Genomic DNA, 20,726 nt, shown 5'->3' on the forward strand with positions numbered 1-20,726 from the left:
TCATGACAAGTACAGGGACATCTCCAGCCAACCACGCTGTCCGGCAAGGCTTTGCGATCGGCTCTGCGGCGGCCACGTCACTTTCGTTCGTGGCGGACATCGGTGATGCGATCTAGAACGATCTCGATATTTTCGGGTGGAGACCGTGGGCGAAGAATCCTCGAATACCGAAGACTTTGACGATGATTCAGACTTTGACGATGATCCAGACTTTGACAATGATTCAACGGAACGTAGGTACGAACTACGCGAACCAGCACTTATCCTCGACGGCCGAGTATTTTACTCGGTAATCTTTGTTGCCGCCCTGGCAACACTTGCGGCTGTCGGAATGCTCGGTGGATTCAGTGTTTGAGAATGATGCAGCCCGATAGCTACTTGCAGTGCCGATCGAGCTGACCGAACAGCGGACTACATGTCCCGTTTCGGTGGTCTTCACACATTGAAATCCGGCGTGAATAAATCGTTGACCCACGTAGGGGGCGCCGACATATGGTGTCGGCACTGCCTACAAAGGTACTGCCTTCGACGGTATTACCAGCCAAGGTACTGCCTTCCACGTTTGGAGTCCCACGTGTTCTCGTCCTGTCGCTGTTGTCGCTGAACCGACAACCACCCGCATCTGCCTCCGCAGAGCACATCGTACGACGCTGCGTGAACTTCACCCGTCGAGCGCTCTCTGCAGGACATGACGTTTCGGTACAGCCGAGGGCCGATGTAGCCGATCACGGCACAAATCATCTTCTACAGGAAGCACCTTCATGATTCGCCCCCGTTTCGCGCGCTCTGTCGCCGCGGCCCTCGCACTTGTCTCTCTAGCCGGCCTCGCCGTCGCATGCTCCGGTTCCTCCGACGAAGTGGTCAAGACCGCTGACGGTAAGACCGTCCTTCGCTACGAGGGGAGCGCAGGTCAGGTGTTGTTCCCCGAACTTGCCGCCGACCTCGGGTATTTCGACGACGTGCAACTCGACTGGATCGGCGACACCACCAGTGGTCCGCAGAGTATCCAGAATGCAGCCACCGGTCAGACCGACTTCGGCGGAGCCTTCAACGGAGCCGTCGTGAAGTTGGCTGCTGCCGGATCTCCGATCACTTCGGTCATCGGTTACTACGGCTCGGACAAGCAGAGTTTCAATGGGTACTACGTACTGGACGGTAGTCCGATCACATCGGCAAAGGACCTGATCGGCAAGAAGGTCGGAATGAACACCCTCGGGGCGCACCACGAGTTTGTCGTCCGTGAATGGCTTGCGCGGGAAGGTCTTACGCCGGACGAGATCAACCAGGTGGAACTGATCGTTGTTCCGCCGGTCAACACGGAACAGGCACTACGCCAGGGTCAGATCGACGTCGCAACCCTCGGATCGGTCTTCCGAGATTCTGCCCTCGAACGTGGAGGTCTGCGTGAGCTTTTCACGGACGAATCGCTGTTCGGATCGTTCACTTACGGCACGTTGGTATTCCGCGACGACTACATCGCGCAGAACAAAGATGCAGTCGCTGACTTCGTGCAGGGAACAGCACGCGCCATTCGTTGGACGCAGACGCACTCGCGCGATGAAGTAGTCGCCAAATTTACCTCGATCATCAACTCTCGGGGACGCAACGAAGACACGAAGCTGATCAGCTACTGGAAGAGCCCGGGAGTCGCCGGACCCGGTGGAGTGATTGAGGACGTCGAGATCAGTACCTGGATCGACTGGTTGACCCGCAACGGTGAATTGGAGGAAGGGAAACTGACTCCGGCGGACATCTATACCAACACATTCAACCCGTACGCCAACGGGACGTACACACCCGAAAGTGGCGCTGACGGACAGGCATTGGAGGTCGGAAAATGAGCACTCAACCGAAACTTCGGCTAGAGGACGTCACCAAGGAATTCGACATTCGCGGGACGAGTGAAAAATTCACGGCGGTCGAGGGCATCAACATCGACGTGGCACCGGGCGAGTTTCTGGTCCTCGTCGGCCCCAGCGGCTGCGGCAAGTCCACTCTGCTCGATCTGCTCGGCGGGCTCAGTTCTCCTACATCAGGTCGAATCCTTTTGGACGGCAAGCAGATCACCGGTCCGGGGCTGGATCGCGGAATTGTCTTCCAGCAGTATGCTCTGCTGCCGTGGCGCACTGCTCGTCACAACATCGAGTTCGGATTGGAGGCCAAGGGCGTCAAGAAGAGCACACGACGCGAACTTGCCGATCATTACCTCGAGTTGGTCGGCTTGGAGGGCTTCGCCGATCGGTACCCCCACGAGCTGTCCGGCGGTATGAAGCAGCGGGTCGCTATCGCTCGCAGCCTTGCCTTCGACCCGGAAGTGTTGCTGATGGACGAGCCGTTTGCGGCATTGGACGCACAGACGAGGGAATCGTTGCAGGGCGAGTTGCTCCGGATCTGGAAAGCGACAGGCAAGACGATTCTGTTCATCACTCACGGTATCGACGAGGCCATCTATCTCGGACAACGCGTGGCCGTCTTGACGTCCCGGCCTGGCCGGGTGAAGACGATCGTCGATATCGACATCGATCGGACCGCCGCGGATGTGCGCTCCGGTGAGCAATTCCGCGATTACCGGCACCAGATCTGGACCCTTCTGCACGGTGAAGTGGAACGTGCGCGGACCGATGAGCTCGATCCGACGAAGGAGACCGCGAATGTCTAGCGCACTGGCAATCCCGGAATTGGTTACCGCGCCGGAACCGACATCAGAGCGGCGGGTCGGCTCTGTGACCCGAAAGTCGGCCGATCAGGTCGGCGCCGCAGCACGTTACGTGCGATCGACGGCATGGCGCATCACAAAGCCTTCGATTGCCATCGCTGTGCTTTTCGGAATCTGGGAATTAGCACCACGCTTCGGGTTGGTGGACAGGGTTTTTCTCCCACCGTTCAGTGAAGTGGTGTCGGCGTTCTTCACTCTGGTCGGTAACGGCCAACTGCAAGAACACGTCACCGCAAGCTTGTCTCGTGCCTTGACCGGATTTTTTGTGGCAGTAGTGATCGCGGTTCCGTTGGGCATCGCGATTGCGTGGTACCGCCCCGTCTCGGATTTCCTCAATCCGATCCTCGAACTGTTTCGCAACACAGCGGCTTTGGCGCTACTGCCCGTATTCGTGCTGATACTCGGAATCGGTGAAGAGTCGAAGATCGCGCTGGTGATCTATGCCTGCACCTTCCCGATCCTGCTCAATACGATCTCCGGAGTGCGCAGCGTTGATCCTTTGCTCGTCAAATCCGCTGTATCACTCGGATTTTCCCCGATCAGGCTGTTCCAGAAGGTTGTCCTCCCGGCCGCGGTACCTACGATCTTCACCGGGATTCGGATGTCGGCCGCGTCGTCGATCCTCGTGCTGATTGCAGCCGAAATGGTCGGAGCCAAAGCCGGTCTCGGATATCTGATTACTGCATCCCAGTTGAACTTCCAGATCCCGAACATGTATGCGGGCATCATCGCAATCTCTTTGCTCGGTCTTAGCCTCAACGGTGTCCTGGTGCTGATCGAACGCCGGCTCTCACGCTGGCGTCCCGCCACCTGACACTCGTCACTCTACGAAAGGAACGTTCTTTCATCATGTCCGAACGACAGTTTCACCTGAACGCATTTCTCATGGGCGTCGGCCACCACGAAGCAGCGTGGCGTCATCCGAATACTGATGCGGCTAACTTGTTGGATGTCAAGCATTTCCAGAATCTGGGCCGCATCGCGGAACGCGGGAAGCTCGACTCGGTGTTTTTTGCCGACGGTTTGGCCGTCGGTCCGCGCGTCAAGCACAATACCCAGGCGATTTTCGAGCCGGTCACCTTGCTGTCGGCGATAGCGGCAGCGACAGACAAGGTTGGCCTGATCGCCACGGCTTCGACCAGTTACGGCGATCCGTACACTCTCGCGCGGAAGTTCGCTTCGCTCGATCACATCAGCGGTGGCCGCGGCGGGTGGAACATCGTGACGTCGGCCGGCGCCGATGAAGCCGCAAACTTCGGACTGGGTGCAGTGCCGGCGCACAGTGACCGTTACGAGCGGGCCGAAGAGTTTGTCGATGTGACGCTTGATCTCTGGGACAGCTGGGAAGAGGGCGCAATCCTCCTGGACGAGGAGACTGGCGTGTTTGCCGACCCGGACCGCGTGCACCGCATCGACCACGACGGTCCACGATTCTCGGTGGCCGGGCCGCTCAATTCGCCGCGATCGCCGCAGGGCCGGCCACTACTGGTACAAGCTGGATCTTCCGAAAGCGGTAGAGACTTCGCGGCGCGATATGCCGAAGCCGTCTTCACTGCGCAGCGAACACTCGAACAGGGCCAAGACTTCTACTCCGACCTCAAATCTCGTTTGATCAGGTACGGCCGCAATCCGGGCGACCTCAAAGTGCTGCCAGGAATCGTTCCCTTCATCGCCGACACTGAAGCCGAAGCAAAAACTCTCGAGCAGTCGTTCACCGATTTGATTTCTCCGGAGTACTCGCTGCGTCAACTCTCGAACATGGTGGGCGTCGACCTCACGGAACACTCGCTCGACGCACCTCTTCCGCCGTTGCCCGATCTTGATCACATCCAGGGCAACAAGAGCCGATACCAATTGGTCAAGGACTTGGCTGAGACCGAAAAGCTCACGGTCCGTGAGCTGATCGGCAAACTTGGCGGTGGGCGGGGACACCGCACCTTTGCCGGGACGGCGGAGCAGGTTGCCGACGAGCTGACCGAATGGTTCGACAAAGGTGCAGCCGACGGTTTCAACATCATGCCGCCGTACCTGCCGGGTGGGCTCGAGATATTTGTCGATCGGGTTGTGCCGATTCTGCAGTCCCGGGGGCTTTTCCGTACGGAGTACACCGAATCCACGTTGCGTGGCCACTACGGGCTTGCGGAGTCGGTCGGTAAGCGCTCGCGGGCTACGGTGGCCGTAGAAGTGAGCGCGTGACGGAAACAGTTCCCCGAGCGCAGCCAGGAGTAGGCGCGCTGAAGCCGTTGGTGACAACGGTTTTTGTCCCGGCTGCGATTTTCGGAATCGGCCAGGGCGCGGCGGCGCCGATCATGGCCGTGACCGCCCGGGACCTCGGGGCGTCGATCACCGTTGCGGGACTGATCGTTGCGCTCGGCGGATTGGGCGCTGTTCTCGGTGATCTACCGGCCGGCCGGATAGTCTCGCGTTTCGGCGAGCGTCGGTCCATCATCGGCGGAAGTGCTCTCGGTGCAACAGGAGTGGTGATCTGCCTGTTCGCCGCGACTCCCTGGGTACTGGGAATCGGAGCCCTGCTGACCGGACTGGCAAATGCGGTGTGGGGCCTGGCTCGGCAGAGTTACCTCGCTGAGACGGTTCCGCTGAGCTTGCGAGCCCGGGCGATGTCGTCGTTCGCGGCGATGTGGCGTCTGGGATTCTTTCTCGGACCACTGATCGGCGCCGGGGTGATTCTGATGATGGGCACCCGCGGCGGATTCCTGGTTCAGTTGGTCGGTGTTGTACTCGCCGGGGCTCTGATGGCACGCGTTTCCGATCCACCGCGCACGGTCGACGCGAGCGGCGGCGCACACCGACTCGTCACGTTGACCGACATTCTCGGTCGACATCGCGCACCGCTGTCGACACTGGGCATCGGATCTGTCCTGATGGGCGCCGCTCGGGCGTCGAGGGAAGCGGTACTTCCACTGTGGGCATTGCATCTCGGGTTGGACGCTGCCCAGGTCAGTGTGATCTTCGGTGTGGGCGCGGCAGTGGATCTCCTGTGCTCGTATCCGGCCGGGCACATCATGGACCGCTACGGCAGAAGATTGGTGGCGGTCCCGTCGCTCACTGTGATCGGAGTGTCGTATCTTCTGCTGCCGCTGTCGACAGGAGCACTGGGATTGACCGCGGTTGCCGTTGTCATGGGCATCGGCAACGGGTTGGGCAACGGTGTCATCATGACGTTGGGTGCGGATATCGCTCCACCGGACGAGCGGGCCGAGTTTCTCGCAGCCTGGCGCCTGACCCATGACACGGGGATGTTCGGCGGACCTCTTGCGATTGGTGTGCTTGCCGCTGCGGTTCCACTCGGTTGGGCCTTTGCAGTTCTGGGAGCGACGTCCTTTGCCGGCGCGGCAGTGATGCACCGATATATTCCGCACTATTCGCCGTCCGTGGCGGCGCAGGCGGATCGCGGACGGTCTGGGTAGGCTCGCATGATGCGATTCGGACTCTTTGTTCCTCAAGGCTGGCGCCTGGACCTGGTTGGCATCGACCCTGCACAGCAGTGGGAGGTGATGCGTGACTTCACGTTGCGGGCGGAAGCGGGACCGTGGGAGTCGGCGTGGGTGTACGACCACTTTCATACGGTTCCTGCGCCGACGGAGGAAGCAACGCACGAGGCATGGACCCTCATGTCGGCCCTTGCCGCGTCGACGTCGAGTATCCGGTTGGGCCAGATGTGTACCGCCATCAGCTACCGCAACCCGGCCTATCTCGCAAAAATTGCGGCCACCACCGACCTGATCAGTGGCGGTCGTGTCGAAATGGGTATCGGCGCCGGCTGGTACGAGCAGGAATGGCGCGCCTACGGCTACGGTTTCCCTTCTGCCGGTGAGCGACTCGGCCGTCTCGACGAGGGAATCCAGATCATGCGACAGTCGTGGTCGACCGGCAGCGCGACGCTGGACGGCAAGTACTACCAGGTCGACGGCGCTATCTGTCGACCACTTCCACTTCAGGACAAGGGAATCCCGTTGTGGATCGCGGGCGGCGGCGAGAAGGTCACACTGAAGATTGCAGCAAAATACGCGCAGTACACCAACTTCGACGGAACACCCGAAGGATTCGGGCGCAAGTCCGAGATCTTGAAGAAGCACTGCGATACGGTGGGCACCGACTTCGACGCCATCGTCCGCTCCGCAAACTACAACGTTGCCATCGGATCGACGGAAGCCGAAGTGGCCGAGCGGCTTCGGGTAGTCAAAGACCGGCTGACGCCTCTGGTGGGCGAAGCTGCTGCCGAAGCGTCGCTGGACGCGTTCCGCGGCATGCCCGCAGTCGGAACTCCGGAACAGATCATCGAAAACCTGTCAGCTCTCAAGGCACAGGGGCTTGAATACGGGATCTTCTACTTCCCCGAAGCTGCGTACGACACCTCGGGCATCGAGTTGTTCGAACGTGAGGTATTGCCGGCACTGCGCTAGAGCAGTTGCCTCAGCGGCAGTTGCTAGCGCAGGTTGTCGGGCAGGTCAGCCGGCTCGATCATGACGCGGCGTTCCGGGTGGGTGCGAACTTCCTTCGAATCAGCGAGTCGACTCTGAAGGAAGTTCCACTCACTTGCACTGATCGCTGCGGTGGCGCGGGCCAGGACTCGGGCGTCCTTGGTGCCCCATTCGATGGGCATCGGGTTGACCATCTGCCAGACGTCGTCCTTGCTGCGTGTGGAGCGGTCCGACCGTAGGGCGACCGACGGAACACGATCGCCGACCTTCCAATGAGGGTTGAGTCGGACGTTTCGGCTGACCAACGCGTATCGCGGTCCTTGCGTCGACGGCTTCGCGACGTCGATCAGCGCGGTCAGTGTCGCGGCGCGAGGGTGAATCTCGGAGACGATCGTGGGGACCAACGGGTTTTCGCTGTACAACTTTTCGATGCTTCCCACCTTGCGTGGCGCCCATACGGCCACGCCCAGCGAGCTGATCGCACCGACAGCGAGAACAGCGCCGGCGATGGTGGACCACACCGCACCCATGCTGATGAGCCAGGCGGCAAGCGCAGCGAGGATGAGGGCGAAGATCACGGCAGAAACCTGCAGACGACGGACATCGGCCAACGTGTCGTTGACGGACTTCGCGTGAGCCTTGTCGACGGTGAACTGGAAATCAGCCACTGGTGTGTTCCTTCGCAGGTGGCGGGCGGGTGTACTCGGTCGAGGGCTCCTGAAAACTCCAGGAGCCACTCCACCAGGGTAGCTACTTCCGCGCGCGCTCCCACATCTGCAGGTAGGCCTCCGCGCCGCGGCTCATGTCGTCGATAATCTGATCTCCATCCGGCCCTGCGGCAATACGCATGTCCGCAATCCAATCGGGGATCATTCCGTACTGAGCCACACCGTCGACGTTGACGTCGAAGACGCGGTCACCGGCACGCTGCTTGTCCATGACAGTGCCGTCGAAGGCGGTGTACGGGTACTGCAAAGGATTGACGTCGGCATCACTGCGCGGCGCGGCCTGGGGGCCGAATCCGTTGGTGTCGGCGCCGTAGCCGAATCCGAAGTAGTAGTTTTCGCTTCGCATCTCCCGGGCTTCGCGCCACTGGTCGATGAATCCGGTCTCGCCGTGCTTACCGTCGGAAGCATCGAGTGTGCCCGCGTACAGCGCAACAAATCCACCGAGTGCATAGATCCGCCGGTAGAAGCTTTCGTCGCTCCAACTGTGGCTCGACACAACGCCGGAGTACTGGGCGGTTTCGAGGATACCGAGTGTCGCGTCCGCTGCCTTGACGCTCATGTGGTCGATGTCGATGATCATGCCTCGATCCATCAACCCACGGATGGTGTGCTCACCGAGAGCGCTCAATCCACGTGAATTACATTGCGCACCGGCCGGATACACCGGAAGCGTCACGCCGGGTGGGAGTACGGCGAGGAGATTCTGGGCACCGTCGACCTTGGTGGGCAGCTCGTTGTCCTCGGCGACGCCGGTGCACGGTTCGGACTGCCAGAACTCGCCGGTACCCAGGTAGTTACCGATGTTGACGGCCACCCCGGTGATGCCACCGTCGAAACGCGTGCCACCTAAGGCATTGTCGAACTTGTGCGTGACGATCATTTGCCGGACACCCAGATCGTAGAGTTCGTCCAGACCGCGATCGATGTCTTCGGTCGTGCACTGCGGCACATCGTTTCGCAGTGTGCACCCGAAGGGTTCCGACACCTCGATACCCAGCGTGACGGCCAGTTTTCCGTCGGCCGCCACCTGCCGGGCTTCGGCCGGAGAGCTTACGATCCGGAACCAGCCACGGCCGGGGCCGCCGTACTGTGCGTCGACGTAATCCTGGATCTCACGTGTCTGCTTGGCCTGGATCCGGATCGTCTCCATTTCGTCGCACGGATTGCGTTTGGTCGGATACAGCTCGCACAGAACACGATTGGCAACGAGAAGGTTGGTGAAGATGCGCAAACCGCCGCGCCACGCGCGTTCCACCCACGTGTAGTAGGTCTGCTCGTGAGTCAGGGAATCGTGAGCCGGCCAATCGGGGAAAGTGGGCCACCCGGCGGTGTTGTGGGTTGCGAAGGGATCACCGAAGGAGAGTACGTTTTCGAGTAGCGCCGGCATGCCGTTGGGTTGATGGTCCGGGCAGTCGACCAGCGCGGCGGTGACGCCTTGGGGATCAAAAGGCTTACCGCAGTGCAGATTTCCTCCCATGAACTCGGACGCGTTCATATGCACGTGCGTGTCGATGAATCCGGTGACCTCGCCGCCCGGGCCTATCTCCGACGGCGCACCAGTAGCGTTCACTTCGGCTTCCGGGAAATCGGCGCATCCGGTGCGGGGGATCAGGGCAAAGGAGGCGGCTTCCGGAGCGACACCGGGTTCGGTCAGCGACAGGGTGGAATCGTGGCTGACCAACGCTCGACCGTTTGTGGTTGCAGTGAGAACAAATGTGTCGCCGCTCGACATCACTGTCCAGTCCGTCGACGGGGTCGCGATTGGCGTTGCCACGACGCCGCCGGCGCCGTCATGGGCAAGCATCGATCCGTCGGTGCCGTAGAACATGAACCGGCCGAGTTGCGCCGCATGGAGCCTGAATGATTCGGCGTCGTCGACGGTTGTTCCGCCGCCGCGGTAGCCGCTGCCGTCCCGGTTCACGAACGCACCGTCGGCACCCTGTAGTGCGTAGCAGCCGTTCGCAAGCTGATACACCGTTGTACCTGGGGCGACCGGAGTCGCCGAACTGACGCCGGTGGTGGCAACCACTCCGATTGCAGACAGCAGCGACGCTGTCAGAAGCGCAACTGCGACGCCGAGACGACCGCGTGAACGTGTAACCGAGCGCAACATGCGCGACTCCCCGATAGGCACAAGTGTGACAGGGAGCACGCTATCGCGATATGGACGTCCGTCCAGCTAATTAGTGAAACTTGTTATAGAAATGTGTTCAACCGATGGCTGGGCCCAACAGGTCGTCCGCGTCGGTGATTCGATACGCGTACCCCTGTTCTGCGAGGAACCGCTGACGGTGTGCCGCGTACTCGGCATCGAGCGTGTCGCGGGAAACCACCGAATAGAAGTGCGCCTGACCGCCGTCGTGCTTGGGTCGCAGGAGGCGCCCGAGTCGCTGAGCTTCTTCCTGCCTCGATCCGAAGGTTCCCGAAACCTGTACGGCGACAGACGCCTCCGGAAGGTCGATCGAGAAGTTCGCGACCTTGCTCACCACCAGCGTCTGGATCTCGCCGTTACGGAACTGATCGAACAGGATCTCGCGTTCCTTGTTCTTGGTCGATCCCTTGATCACCGGTGCGTTCAGGGCTTCACCGAGTTCGTCGAGCTGATCGAGATACGCACCGATCACCAAGGTCGGCGAATCCGGATGTTTGGCCAGAATCGACTTCACGACAGCAATTTTGGTGTGCGCCGTCGAGCACAGTTTGTAGCGCTCCTCCGGTTCCGCCACCGCGTAGGACATGCGTTCGGCGTCCGTCATCGTCACTCGCACCTCGACGCAATCGGCCGGCGCAATCCAACCCTGCGCCTCGATGTCCTTCCACGGAGCGTCGTAACGCTTGGGGCCGATGAGCGAGAATACGTCGCCCTCGCGGCCGTCCTCGCGGACCAATGTTGCTGTGAGGCCGAGGCGACGACGCGACTGAAGATCGGCAGTCATGCGGAACACCGGCGCGGGCAGCAGATGAACCTCGTCGTAGATCACCAAGCCCCAGTCGCGGGAGTCGAATAGTTCGAGGTGCTTGTACTCACCCTTGGTACGACGCGTGATCACCTGATACGTCGCGATCGTGACGGGTCGAATTTCCTTGCGCTCACCGGAATATTCGCCGATTTCTTCCTCGGTCAACGACGTGCGGGCGATGAGCTCACGCTTCCACTGACGACCGGCAACGGTATTGGTGACGAGGATGAGTGTGGTGGCCTTGGCCTTTGCCATGGCCGCCGCGCCCACCATCGTCTTACCGGCACCACACGGCAGCACGACGACGCCCGAGCCGCCGGCCCAGAACGAATCCGCCGCCATCTGCTGGTAGTCACGCAGTTCCCAATGGCCCTCTTCGAAAGCGAGATCGATCGGGTGCGCTTCGCCGTCCACGTAACCGGCGAGATCCTCGGCCGGCCAGCCGATCTTGAGCAGCATCTGCTTGAGGCGACCGCGCTCACTCGGGTGCACGATCACGGTGTCGTCGTCGACCTTCTCGCCGAGCATCGGTGAGATCTTCTTGTGCCGCATCACCTCGGTGAGCACTGCGCGGTCGAGGCTGACCAGGATGAGGCCGTGAACCGGGCTCTTGACCAACTGCAAGCGTCCGTACCTGGCCATGGTGTCGACGATGTCGACCAGTAGGGGCTGCGGGACGGCGAACCGCGAGAACGAGACCAGTGCGTCGACTACCTGCTCGGCGTCGTGTCCGGCGGCACGGGCATTCCACAAGGCCAGGGGCGTGATGCGATACGTGTGGACGTGTTCGGGGGCCCGTTCGAGCTCGGCAAAGGGTGCGATTGCCTGTCTGGCATCGCCGGCGCGCTCGTGATCGACCTCCAACAGCAGCGTCTTGTCGGATTGGACGATCAACGGTCCGTCGGTCACGAAGTCCTCCTGGTGTAGCGAATGCGATGGTGCAGCCGTGTAGCGAATGCAGCAGTGTCGCGGCAACCCTGCCATTGTCCTGCCATCGCGGTGAATACGCCAAGTGACGGGCAATACACAACGCAAACAGGGGTGCCCGCACTTGGGCACCCCTACGTCAACGTGGCACAGTTGACGGCTATTCCTGACCCCGTATTTCGGAGACGCGGAAACTTCCTATTTCTGCGCCACCGCAGACTTTCGCATTTCCATGACATGAGTTATCGCTTCGGAAATTCCGGAGCGATAGCCGATATTCTTTTCGCTGTCACCGGGAGTTGAATCCAGTTCTGATTCAAGTCGGGTTTGAATGCGATCAAGCGCATGGATTGTTCTTTTCACGGTGGGTCCTTTGTTTTACGAACGACCCGATAACAAACTTCCGGGTCGACGAGCGTGTTCGTCGAGGACGCAGACCGCGGCCAGTGTCATCCCGGCAACATATCCGCGGGACCGTGGATCTGTGCCTCTTCTACTGGACCTGAACTGGTCGAACGTCTCGTGAAGGTAGTCGAGCGCATCGGTCTCGGCTTGCATGATGAAAGTTTTTCGAGAGAAGAACGAAAGTATTTTCCGTCAGCTCCGCTTTCTCTTGCGGATCAATTCCGAAGAATCCGCAGCTTTTTCGCGCTTTTCTGCGCGGCGTTCCTTGATCGACTGGGCGGGCTTTTTCATATTCTTGCCCGGTGCCTTGTCAGCCATTGTCGCTCCTCATTTTTCGAAGTGGCAATCACAAACTGACCTCGACCATACTTCATTTACAGAAAAAAGCCAGTTGCCTTTTTCCGATCACTTTTTTCCGGTGTCGACAGGGCTGACGGAGGTGATGCGGTGCAAGGTGAATCGGCGCACTGCGCCACTCGCCGGATCGAATGCGTCCAACTGCCCGCCGCCCACGCTGACCGGATCGACGATGCGATGCGTGGCCACCCCCTGAGCGTCGACGTAGCCGATGTTGACGCTCTTTCCCTCGCGGGCTGCGGACGAGAGCAGCGCGATGGCGGCGGCATTGCTTTCCCGCGATCCGTCGGCGCGAACGCCGCCCCGGCCGGGTGTGGCAGCGCGGTCGCCGGCTCGCATCGTTCGCACCAGTGCGTCGAGCTGTTCCGGCGACGGACTCGACGGCGTTCGGGTGGCGTGCCGCAAGCGACGGTTCGGGATTCGAGCCCCGCGCGGGCGCAGATCGACGAGGGCGCCCGACGAATCCTCGCCTGCGGGCGCAAAGCCGGCAGCGCGAAGTTCGGCCAGAACTTCCCGCAGCGGTGCCTGGGACACCGCCACCGTGGGGGCGAGGGCGCGCAAGGCCAAGGGCTCCGCGACGGGGGAAGCGAGAACCTCGGCCAAGAGGGATGCGTCCTCGCATCGGATGAACGACGCGGCCACGCCCGCCCGCAACCGGCCGTGCCGGCGTGCAACGTCGTCGATGAGGTACGAAAGCGATTGTGGTACCGGAGTTTTGGACTTCGTGCTGAACATCGTCTGCAGTTCCGTCGCCGTCAATCCGGCATCAAGTGCTCGGCGGATACTGCTCTCGCTTATGCGGTACATCGACGCCGCACCGGCCGATTCGATATCGGCTACCAAGGTCACCTGCTCGAGCAGGTCAGGTACCAGCGGGCCGGGTGCGACCAACGTCAGGTCGGCCTGAACCAGGATGTAGTCGATCGGCTTTGGCAGCGCCGCCGCCATTTCGGCTTCGGCGTCGCCGCCGTGCAGCATCGCCCGGCCCGGTGAACTCAGTGCGCCCCGCGCCACCAATCCGAGAGCCGACGCCTCCGCAAGTGTGTTTTCGACTGCAAATGTCCGAAGCCGGCCGCTCCGTCGGGGATGACGCCACGCAAGTGAACGGCTCACCTCGGCGGGCGAGGCGCTCTGCCCACTGTCGAGTTCGGCCAAGAGTCCGAGAATCGACGCCCGGTCTCTCGGTGCAGACGGCGCGCGGCCCTCCTCCGCCAGCGCGGCGATCGGCTTGTCGGACGGATCGCGCATTCCGATCATCCAGGGGACTCGGGGGACATCGATCCACGCCGACGCCAAGACCTCCCATTTGCGGGCCGTGGTCGCGTTGAGCCAACCGTCGACCGTTATCGTCGGGGTCCAGTAGTCGTCCGCGGTGTCGGACGCCGGGGCGGGGTCGGGGGTGCCGCTGGCAATCAATCCGGCGGCGGCGAGGAGTTCGACCACAAGATTGAGCCGACTCTCGTCGAGGTCCGCGGCCTTCGCGATACGTCGTAGTTCACGCACTCCGAGTCCACCGGCGCGCAACGCCGGGGCAGGTGCGGCCCCGAGAACGGCGATCACGTTTTCGCTCTGGCGAACCAACTCGAGGGCTTCGCCCGCGGCCGCCGCATTGACGTCGGCAGGTTTGAGTTTGTCGCCGGTGATCACCGGCGCGGTGAGCGTTGTCGGATCGAAGACCGGTTCGCCGCGGATAACCTGACGTACCGTCGCCGGCAACTCCACCGTCTGCTCGTCCAACCACCGGAGCAGGCCGGCCGCCAGGAGTTTCTGCACGGGACGATCTGCGGGCGTTTCCGGAGCCGCGTCGCGGGTTCGGCCGATGGGGCTCGAGTTGGCCAGCGTCTCGAGCAGACCGCGTTCACGTTCGCCGAGCGAATTGAGCGCAGCGGTGATCTCAGCTTCCGACATGGACTCGGCGGGCTCGAGGGCGCGGCCCAGTCGCCACGGGATGGTGTCCATGGCAGCGGGGACGATGCTGATCGGATCCGTGCCCCAGATGAGCGCATAGGCCCGCATCTTCGCAAGCGAGGCATCGACTGCCTTCTTGGTGACCTTGCCCTTGCCGGTGAGGGCGCGGGCAGCGAGCGCGTCGTTCAATTCCGCGCGCGTCATGGGGGTTTCCTCGGCGCCGGCGAGCGCCAGCAGTTCGAGAAGTCCGAAGTCCAGTGTGTCCAGCTCGTCGGCTGCTCTACCGACCGACGCGCGTTGCTGTGCGCGTCCACTGAGCACCACCATCGTGCTCGGCGGCGGCACAGCGAGATCCGGCCGCAAACGCAGCAGTTCCGTCAGCTCGGCGTCAGTGCGCGCCGACAGCCATTCGGTCAAACTGTCGGCTCCGGAAGTGCCCGCCTGGGTGCCACGTATTTCGGTCATCAGGTATCAGATTAGAGACCTGGTATGTACGGCGTAACGGAGTCCTGTCAAAATGGCTTCGTGGCCAACAATTCGAAGCAGCACTATGTAGATCCAGGATGGCCGGAAACTGCAGACGGAGATCACGCAGTGACCGAATTGTCATCGACCCGCTCCGGTGGACTTTCACCGTTCGGCGAGGACACCACCTTCCCGTTACCGGTGGAGTCACTTCCTTACATCCATCCGTACACCGTCATCAATCGCTAGATCCACTACGCGAAGAAGGCCCGCACCGAATCGGTGCGGGCCTTCTTCGTAGCTGGGTGCGTTCGAGCGGAACGCGCAGTTCGCAGTCCTACTTCAGGAAAGACTTCGCGGTGTCTGCTGCTGCAAGGATCTGGGGATCGACGACGATGCCGTTGGCCTCGGCGAATGCAATGGCCTGATCGATTGCGTCGGAGACCGGATGTGCGACGGTCTGAGCGACCTGCTGTGCCGGTGCGGCGGGTGCGGCCGGCGTCGTGGCCGGAGCGGACCGCTGCGTTGCGCCGCTGCTCAGACCGAGGCTCGAGGAGCAGGACGGCCAAGCGCCCCATCCCTGGTTGGCCAGGACGCGCTCGGCAACAACGATCTGCTGCTCGCGAGTGGCGTTGTTTGCGGTGGCTGCGTACTCGCCGCCGCCGTGTGCGTTCCACGTGCTGGGGGAGAACTGCAATCCGCCCTGGTAGCCGTTGCCGGTGTTGATGGCCCAGTTGCCGCCCGCTTCGCACTGTGCGAGGCGATCCCAGTCGGAATCGGGGGCAGCGCTGGCGGTACCTGTGGCTGCGATTCCTGCTACACCCATGATGGCGCCGGTGACGGCGACCTTGGCGACAGTGCGGCCTGCGGTGGTGGGCTTGCGATGGCGTCCGCTCATGATCGTGAATTTCCTCTCCACACGCGCCTGCGAGGTCAGCTGTCGGGTTCGGGCTGAGAGGTTGCCCGGCCTCGCCTTTCCTGGCTGGAAAGGGTCTGGCTTCACCCCAAGGTTCGAATGTGTTGCTTGTCGAACCGGTGTCAGGTGGAGAACATTTCTGCTCTCACAGAGGACTTTGGGTCCCCCGTCCTTGTCCCTGGAATGCTCGAAAGTGGGAAGTTCCGGTACCCGCGGGACAAGGTTTGGCGCGGCGGGCCGGAGGTGGCCGGAGTTTCCCGGCCGGAATTCACGGTAACGGCTCTCACCGCTCATGTCACCATTTGATAACGCGGCGCGCCGAATGGGATACAAACCCGCCGCGAAAGCGCAGGGGACTCTTCCCAGGTAGTGAAGGATTCCGCAGTGAAGGTTCTCTTGTGGCTATTCCGTTATCCACCCGTAATGTGATGAAGGTCACACCGTTATCGGTGGGGAATTGGAAGCTATGCGTAGTTCACGCGATTGACGTCGACGATCTCCTTGCCCAAAGGCATCAGTGAGATCGGAATCATCTTCAGGTTCGCGACGGCCAAGGGGATGCCGATGATCGTGATTGCCATTGCCACCGCCGTGACAATGTGGCCGATCGCCAGCCAGATACCGGCGATGATCACCCAGATGACGTTGCCGATCATTGAACCGACACCAGCAGTCGGCTTGTCGACGACGGTCTTACCGAACGGCCAGAGGGCATAGATGCCGATTCGGAACGCGGCGATACCAAAGGGGATCGTGATGATCAGGATGCAGCAGATGATGCCTGCCGCGAAGTAACCCAAGGCCAACCAGAATCCACCGAAGACCAGCCAGATTACGTTCAGGAGAAGTCTCATGGTCGGTGACCTTTCGGTTGGGGTGACGGGAGATCAGCGGGCGCGACGACCCGCCCTCAAGGTGTAGACGATGGCCAGCAGAAAACCGACCGGACACGCCAAGGAGATCAAGTACAGCGCCAACCCGGGCGGTGTGTCGCTGAAGATGTTGATCGCGAAGATGGCGACGAGTGCGAGGAGTCCGATGAAAAACAACCCCATCGCGACTCGAAACAAGCCGTTTCCGGTGCCGGAAGTGCTCGGGTTCGGTTGAGTGTCCACATCTACAAGGGTAGTGCCCAGCAAACGTGGGTGCCGAGACCGGTTCGTCACAGGTAGACTGTGAGCCGACTGCGCGTCCCGTCAAGCAAGTTCGGGGCGCGTTCTTTTGCATTCTTCGACCGGAGTCGTTTACTTCGTCGGGGTGATGCGAGCAGGACCATCGAGGCTCGTACGCGAGCCTTCCGAAAGTAGTGGGACGCCAGTCCCAGACGAGTGATGAGCGGGTGAACGCGGTGCCAACCGGCAAGGTGAAGTGGTACGACGTCGAAAAGGGTTTCGGCTTTCTGTCGCAGGAGGAGGGGGAGGATGTCTATGTACGTGCGTCTGCCCTTCCCGAAGGTGTGGAGGGTCTGAAAGCAGGCCAGAAAGTCGAATTCGGTATGGCTGCCGGTCGACGCGGTCCGCAGGCGCTGAGCCTGAAGGTGCTCGAGCCTGCCCCGTCGCTGCGCGGCGCATCGGCGCAGCGACGTGAGCCGGTTGTCCGCAAGCACACCCCGGACGAACTGCACGGCATGGTCGAAGACATGATCACGCTGCTCGAGGCCAAGGTTCAGCCTGACCTGCGCAACGGCAAGTACCCCGACCGCAAGACCGCGCAGCGGATCTCCGAGGTTGTCCGCGCCGTGGCGCGTGAGCTCGACAGCTGATCAGTACGAGACAAGAAAATGCCCTGCACTCCTCTCGGGATGTGCAGGGCATTTTGTATGTCAGCGGTCAGGCTGTCTTGATCGACCAGATCAGTAGCCCCTGCTCGCTACCTTCGCCGACAGCAAGGTGGATCTCCACTCCCACCAGTTGCTTCTCGGGTTCGGCTTCGACGGTGACTGCCAACGATTCACCGGCTCCGAAGAAGCGAGGCTCACCGGTCTGATTGCCGTCGGCGTCTTCGTAGACTGCCAGCATCGCCCACTCGGCGTCCGAGACTTCCTTCGACAACGACAACTGCAACGGGTATCCCTCGGGCACGTCGAGTTCGTACACATCGCCGATCTGCGCGCACTGTGACAGGTCGATCGTGCAGAACCCGGCAGGCTGAGTCTCGATGGTGCGACCGTGCGCGTACGCGGTGATCTGCGGGAGCCCATCGGGCTCGTCGTTGATGTTCTTGATGATCACGACCAGAACCGAGACGTAGGCAACCAGCGCCACCACCATCAGGACACTGACCGCTGCCACGATCTTCTTTGTTCTTGCGCGCATGATCACTGCGGAGTACTTCCTTGTCCTCGATCGGATTTGCCGGTGTAGATCACTTCGGTCACTTCTTGCTCGGCCAGATCAGGCCGCTTGCCACCGAGCCCGGGCAGAAGTGAGCTGCCTCGGTAACTCAGGAACGTCTGCAGCAGACCGATCGTCAAGAACACCGAGACAACAGTGAACCCGATCCAGTATTCAGTAGGCAGCAGAACGCCCAACGCCCCGCCCAGCACCCAACTGAGCTGGAGGACGGTTTCGGATCTACCGAAACCGGACGCAATAGATTCCTCGGGCAGATCGTGCTGCAGCGACGCGTCAAGAGAGACCTTGGCCAAAGCGCTCGCCGCGGACGCGATCAGTGTCGCGAGCGCGGCCGTCAGCAAGTTGTCGGTCAAAGCCGCGATGACGGCGATGATCCACACCGACGCGGTGCAGCGAAGAACGACGAGGGCGGGTCGACCCAGTTTGAGTCGCGCACCGGCAGCATTGCCACCGAAGTTGCCCAGCCCTGCGGCAGCGCCGACCAGGCCGAGCATCATTGCTTGCTGCAACGGCTCGTGGTCCGTTTTGGATTTGGCGACAAACGCTATGTACAACGTGAGGAAGCCGGTGAGTACGCGAATGGTGCCGTTGCCCCACAACCCGATGATGACCGCGCGTCCGAGTGGCTGACGCACTTTTGCGCTCTTGATGCCCGAAGCGCGTCCGCCGCCTGCTGTGTGTTGTTCGTCCGGGTGATAGGTGATGGTGGCGGGAACTTCGCCTTCGGTCACCTCGACCCACGACGGAATGCGCATGCTCAGGTAGGCGCCGAACACCGTCACGACCACGGCGAACCAGAGGGCACCAGGCGATTTGAAGGCGAGTGCGAGTGCGCCGGCCACAGCGCCCGCACCGATGGTTCCACCGATCAACCCGAACACGGTGAGCCGCGAATTGACCCTGACCAGGTCTATTTCCGGTGGCAGTACACGTGGAGTCACCGCACTCTTGAGTACCGAGAACGATTTACTGAGCACCATCATGCCGAGGGCAGCCGGATACAGAATCCAACTGTCGAAGTTGAACACGAGGATCAGCGCCAGCACGGTACGAAGTCCGAACGACGCCGCCAGTGCGATTCGGCGGCCCCGCTGCAATCGGTCGAGCATCGGTCCGATGAGGGGAGCGATAACCGCAAACGGAGCGATGGTGATCAGGAGATAGAGCGCGACCTTCGTTTTGTCCTCGCCAGTGGCAGCGGAAAAGAACAGGGTATTTGCCAAGGCCACCGCGAGAGCTGCGTCGGTCGCGTTGTTGGTCATCACCGCGTACGTCAACGCGGTAAGGCCGGACTTGTCCGCGCCGTCGGCTTTTGCGGCGCGCTGGAACGTAGCGATGCCCTTGTTCGTCAGTTCCCGGCTGCGCATCGCGGCCACTCGCGTGACCGTGAGCTTGCGGGGCATCGGCGGGGCTTTGGGCGCGTCGGAACTGCTCTTCGAGCCCGAACTTCTGGCCTCGTCGCCATCGCCGGCGTCGTCACGGGAGCCGGGGATCGGGTGAAGCGGAGGTAACGGCGCGCGACGCGCCGACGGCCGCGTCGCCGGTGGGTAATTGTCGTAACCGGGATGCAAAGTCTGCCCTGCGGATTCGTCGGGAATTCGCCGGGTATCGGGGTCGTAGGGTTCGCGCGGTCCGGTCACCACTCAATTCTGTCCTAGTCCGTGATCTGCGACCACGCACACCCCTGACGAGTCGAGGGGAAAGTTGGAAATCACTCGACAAATCGAACTTCGAAGATCTGTGGCCAATACTTTCCGGTCAGGAGAAAACGGTCGGTTCCGGGTATCTGGGCGATTCCGTTGAGGACGTCGACCGGGTTGGCGGATCCGTTGGTATCAAGGCGGCTGCGCAGCGGTGATGCATCGATCACGCCGCTCACGTGCCCGCCAGCTGGATCGATCGCAACGATTGTGTCGGTCTGCCAGACGTTTGCGTAGATGGTTCCGTCGTCGGCGCATTCCAGTTCGTTCAGATCTGCGACCGGCTGACCGCCGCGAGTGGCCTCCACCGAATCGGTGACCACAAATGTGTCCGGATCGCGGAACACCAGCGTCGACGTGCCGTCGCTGGTGACCAACTGATTCTCGAATGCACAGATCCCCCAGCCCTCGGTGGTGAGCGGAAATCGGCCGCGCTCGGTGAGAGTGTCCTTGTCGCGGACAATCGCGACGCCGTTCTTCCACGTCAATTGCCACAGGTCGTCACCGATCACGGTGATGCCCTCACCGAACAGTGGAGGCGGCAACTCGGCACGGGCAATATCGGGACCGGAGACCGGGGTGCCGTCGAACTGCGTCGAGCGCACCCACGATTCCCCGACGCGCCCGGTGCTTTCGTACAGTCTGTCTCCGTCGATCTCGAGCCCCTGGGTGAAGGCCCCGCCGTCGTGGTCGTAGACCTCGATCACCTCGGCGGAGAGCTGTCGAGGAAAGTTGTCGGCCCCGGAATCGGGCGTTTCCTCATCCGTTGTCGAGCACCCCGCAACACCCGATGTGATCACTGCGAGCGCTGAGGCGATGCTGATGAAACCGGCGCGTGACCTACTCAT

The 20,726-nt window shown here is 61.6% G+C and carries 21 protein-coding genes and 1 riboswitch; of the genes, 9 read left to right on the plus strand and 12 right to left on the minus strand.

What is annotated here, in order from left to right; genetic code table 11:
- Positions 1-145: 145 nt before the first annotated feature.
- The 7 genes from R4P64_RS18625 (at position 146) to R4P64_RS18655 (ending at position 7,140) form a co-directional block, all read left to right on the plus strand.
- Entirely contained in the window at positions 146-355 is a 210-nt protein-coding gene (locus R4P64_RS18625) for a hypothetical protein (protein ID WP_317822172.1), read from the plus strand.
- 406 nt (positions 356-761) lie between these two features.
- Positions 762-1,841: an ABC transporter substrate-binding protein gene (locus R4P64_RS18630; RefSeq protein WP_317822173.1), complete on the plus strand. Its 1,080-nt coding sequence runs from the start codon at positions 762-764 to the stop codon at positions 1,839-1,841.
- A complete protein-coding gene (locus tag R4P64_RS18635; RefSeq protein ID WP_233365172.1) occupies positions 1,838-2,659 on the plus strand; it encodes an ABC transporter ATP-binding protein in 822 nt (273 codons plus the stop codon). Before R4P64_RS18630 ends, R4P64_RS18635 begins: the two co-directional genes overlap by 4 nt.
- Complete coding sequence (locus R4P64_RS18640) at positions 2,652-3,530, plus strand: ABC transporter permease (protein WP_317822175.1); 879 nt, start codon at positions 2,652-2,654, stop codon at positions 3,528-3,530. The genes R4P64_RS18635 and R4P64_RS18640 overlap by 8 nt, the downstream gene beginning before the upstream one ends.
- Positions 3,531-3,565: 35 nt before the next feature.
- The gene (locus tag R4P64_RS18645; protein WP_317822177.1) at positions 3,566-4,912 is read left to right on the plus strand and encodes an LLM class flavin-dependent oxidoreductase; all 1,347 of its coding nucleotides are present in this window, start codon (positions 3,566-3,568) and stop codon (positions 4,910-4,912) included.
- Positions 4,909-6,144 (plus strand): MFS transporter, encoded by a 1,236-nt coding sequence (locus tag R4P64_RS18650; RefSeq protein WP_317822179.1) that lies wholly within the window; start codon positions 4,909-4,911, stop codon positions 6,142-6,144. The genes R4P64_RS18645 and R4P64_RS18650 overlap by 4 nt, the downstream gene beginning before the upstream one ends.
- 9 nt (positions 6,145-6,153) lie before the next feature.
- Entirely contained in the window at positions 6,154-7,140 is a 987-nt protein-coding gene (locus tag R4P64_RS18655; protein WP_033234360.1) for an LLM class F420-dependent oxidoreductase, read from the plus strand.
- A 23-nt stretch (positions 7,141-7,163) separates the two neighbouring features.
- On the opposite strand, the gene R4P64_RS18660 is transcribed toward R4P64_RS18655, so the two are convergent.
- The 6 genes from R4P64_RS18660 to R4P64_RS18685 form a co-directional block, all read right to left on the minus strand.
- Positions 7,164-7,826 (minus strand): DUF3239 domain-containing protein, encoded by a 663-nt coding sequence (locus R4P64_RS18660; protein ID WP_033234082.1) that lies wholly within the window; start codon positions 7,824-7,826, stop codon positions 7,164-7,166.
- Positions 7,827-7,908: 82 nt separating this feature from the next.
- Positions 7,909-9,996, minus strand: coding sequence for a peptidase (locus tag R4P64_RS18665; RefSeq protein ID WP_411742692.1), 2,088 nt, complete (start codon positions 9,994-9,996; stop codon positions 7,909-7,911).
- Positions 9,997-10,096: 100 nt separating this feature from the next.
- Positions 10,097-11,755, minus strand: coding sequence for a DNA repair helicase XPB (locus tag R4P64_RS18670; protein WP_092806577.1), 1,659 nt, complete (start codon positions 11,753-11,755; stop codon positions 10,097-10,099).
- Positions 11,756-11,971: 216 nt separating this feature from the next.
- Positions 11,972-12,136: a hypothetical protein gene (locus tag R4P64_RS18675; RefSeq protein WP_165826323.1), complete on the minus strand. Its 165-nt coding sequence runs from the start codon at positions 12,134-12,136 to the stop codon at positions 11,972-11,974.
- A gap of 234 nt (positions 12,137-12,370) precedes the next feature.
- Complete coding sequence (locus tag R4P64_RS18680; protein WP_254922770.1) at positions 12,371-12,496, minus strand: hypothetical protein; 126 nt, start codon at positions 12,494-12,496, stop codon at positions 12,371-12,373.
- 87 nt (positions 12,497-12,583) lie between these two features.
- Positions 12,584-14,908 (minus strand): helicase-associated domain-containing protein, encoded by a 2,325-nt coding sequence (locus tag R4P64_RS18685; protein WP_317822183.1) that lies wholly within the window; start codon positions 14,906-14,908, stop codon positions 12,584-12,586.
- Positions 14,909-14,968: 60 nt separating this feature from the next.
- Between R4P64_RS18685 and R4P64_RS18690 the strand changes: the two genes are divergently transcribed.
- Complete coding sequence (locus R4P64_RS18690) at positions 14,969-15,157, plus strand: hypothetical protein (RefSeq protein WP_033234086.1); 189 nt, start codon at positions 14,969-14,971, stop codon at positions 15,155-15,157.
- An 88-nt stretch (positions 15,158-15,245) separates the two neighbouring features.
- Here R4P64_RS18690 and R4P64_RS18695 read toward each other — a convergent pair whose 3' ends face one another.
- From R4P64_RS18695 to R4P64_RS18705, 3 genes are all read right to left on the minus strand, one after another.
- Complete coding sequence (locus R4P64_RS18695) at positions 15,246-15,806, minus strand: transglycosylase family protein (protein WP_033234087.1); 561 nt, start codon at positions 15,804-15,806, stop codon at positions 15,246-15,248.
- Between the two features lie 8 nt (positions 15,807-15,814).
- A riboswitch (cyclic di-AMP (ydaO/yuaA leader) is annotated at positions 15,815-16,033 on the minus strand.
- A gap of 255 nt (positions 16,034-16,288) precedes the next feature.
- Positions 16,289-16,678, minus strand: coding sequence for a YccF domain-containing protein (locus R4P64_RS18700; RefSeq protein ID WP_138872204.1), 390 nt, complete (start codon positions 16,676-16,678; stop codon positions 16,289-16,291).
- A gap of 33 nt (positions 16,679-16,711) precedes the next feature.
- Positions 16,712-16,939 carry a membrane protein gene (locus tag R4P64_RS18705; protein ID WP_033234089.1) on the minus strand — a complete coding sequence of 76 codons (228 nt, stop codon included), beginning with the start codon at positions 16,937-16,939 and terminating at the stop codon, positions 16,712-16,714.
- A gap of 233 nt (positions 16,940-17,172) precedes the next feature.
- Here R4P64_RS18705 and R4P64_RS18710 point away from each other — a divergent pair, with 233 nt between their 5' ends.
- Positions 17,173-17,586, plus strand: coding sequence for a cold-shock protein (locus R4P64_RS18710; RefSeq protein ID WP_165826321.1), 414 nt, complete (start codon positions 17,173-17,175; stop codon positions 17,584-17,586).
- A gap of 67 nt (positions 17,587-17,653) precedes the next feature.
- Here R4P64_RS18710 and R4P64_RS18715 read toward each other — a convergent pair whose 3' ends face one another.
- The 3 genes from R4P64_RS18715 to R4P64_RS18725 all read right to left on the minus strand — a co-directional run bounded on the left by R4P64_RS18715 (position 17,654) and on the right by R4P64_RS18725 (position 20,726).
- Positions 17,654-18,139 carry a DUF2771 domain-containing protein gene (locus R4P64_RS18715; protein WP_033234362.1) on the minus strand — a complete coding sequence of 162 codons (486 nt, stop codon included), beginning with the start codon at positions 18,137-18,139 and terminating at the stop codon, positions 17,654-17,656.
- 2 nt (positions 18,140-18,141) lie between these two features.
- Positions 18,142-19,818, minus strand: a complete 1,677-nt coding sequence (locus R4P64_RS18720; protein WP_219111489.1) for an MFS transporter — start codon at positions 19,816-19,818, stop codon at positions 18,142-18,144.
- A gap of 71 nt (positions 19,819-19,889) precedes the next feature.
- Positions 19,890-20,726 carry a glutaminyl-peptide cyclotransferase gene (locus tag R4P64_RS18725; RefSeq protein WP_317822187.1) on the minus strand — a complete coding sequence of 279 codons (837 nt, stop codon included), beginning with the start codon at positions 20,724-20,726 and terminating at the stop codon, positions 19,890-19,892.

The sequence above is a fragment of the Rhodococcus sp. IEGM 1366 genome (assembly GCF_033142425.1).
Taxonomy (GTDB): Bacteria; Actinomycetota; Actinomycetes; order Mycobacteriales; family Mycobacteriaceae; genus Rhodococcus_F; species Rhodococcus_F globerula.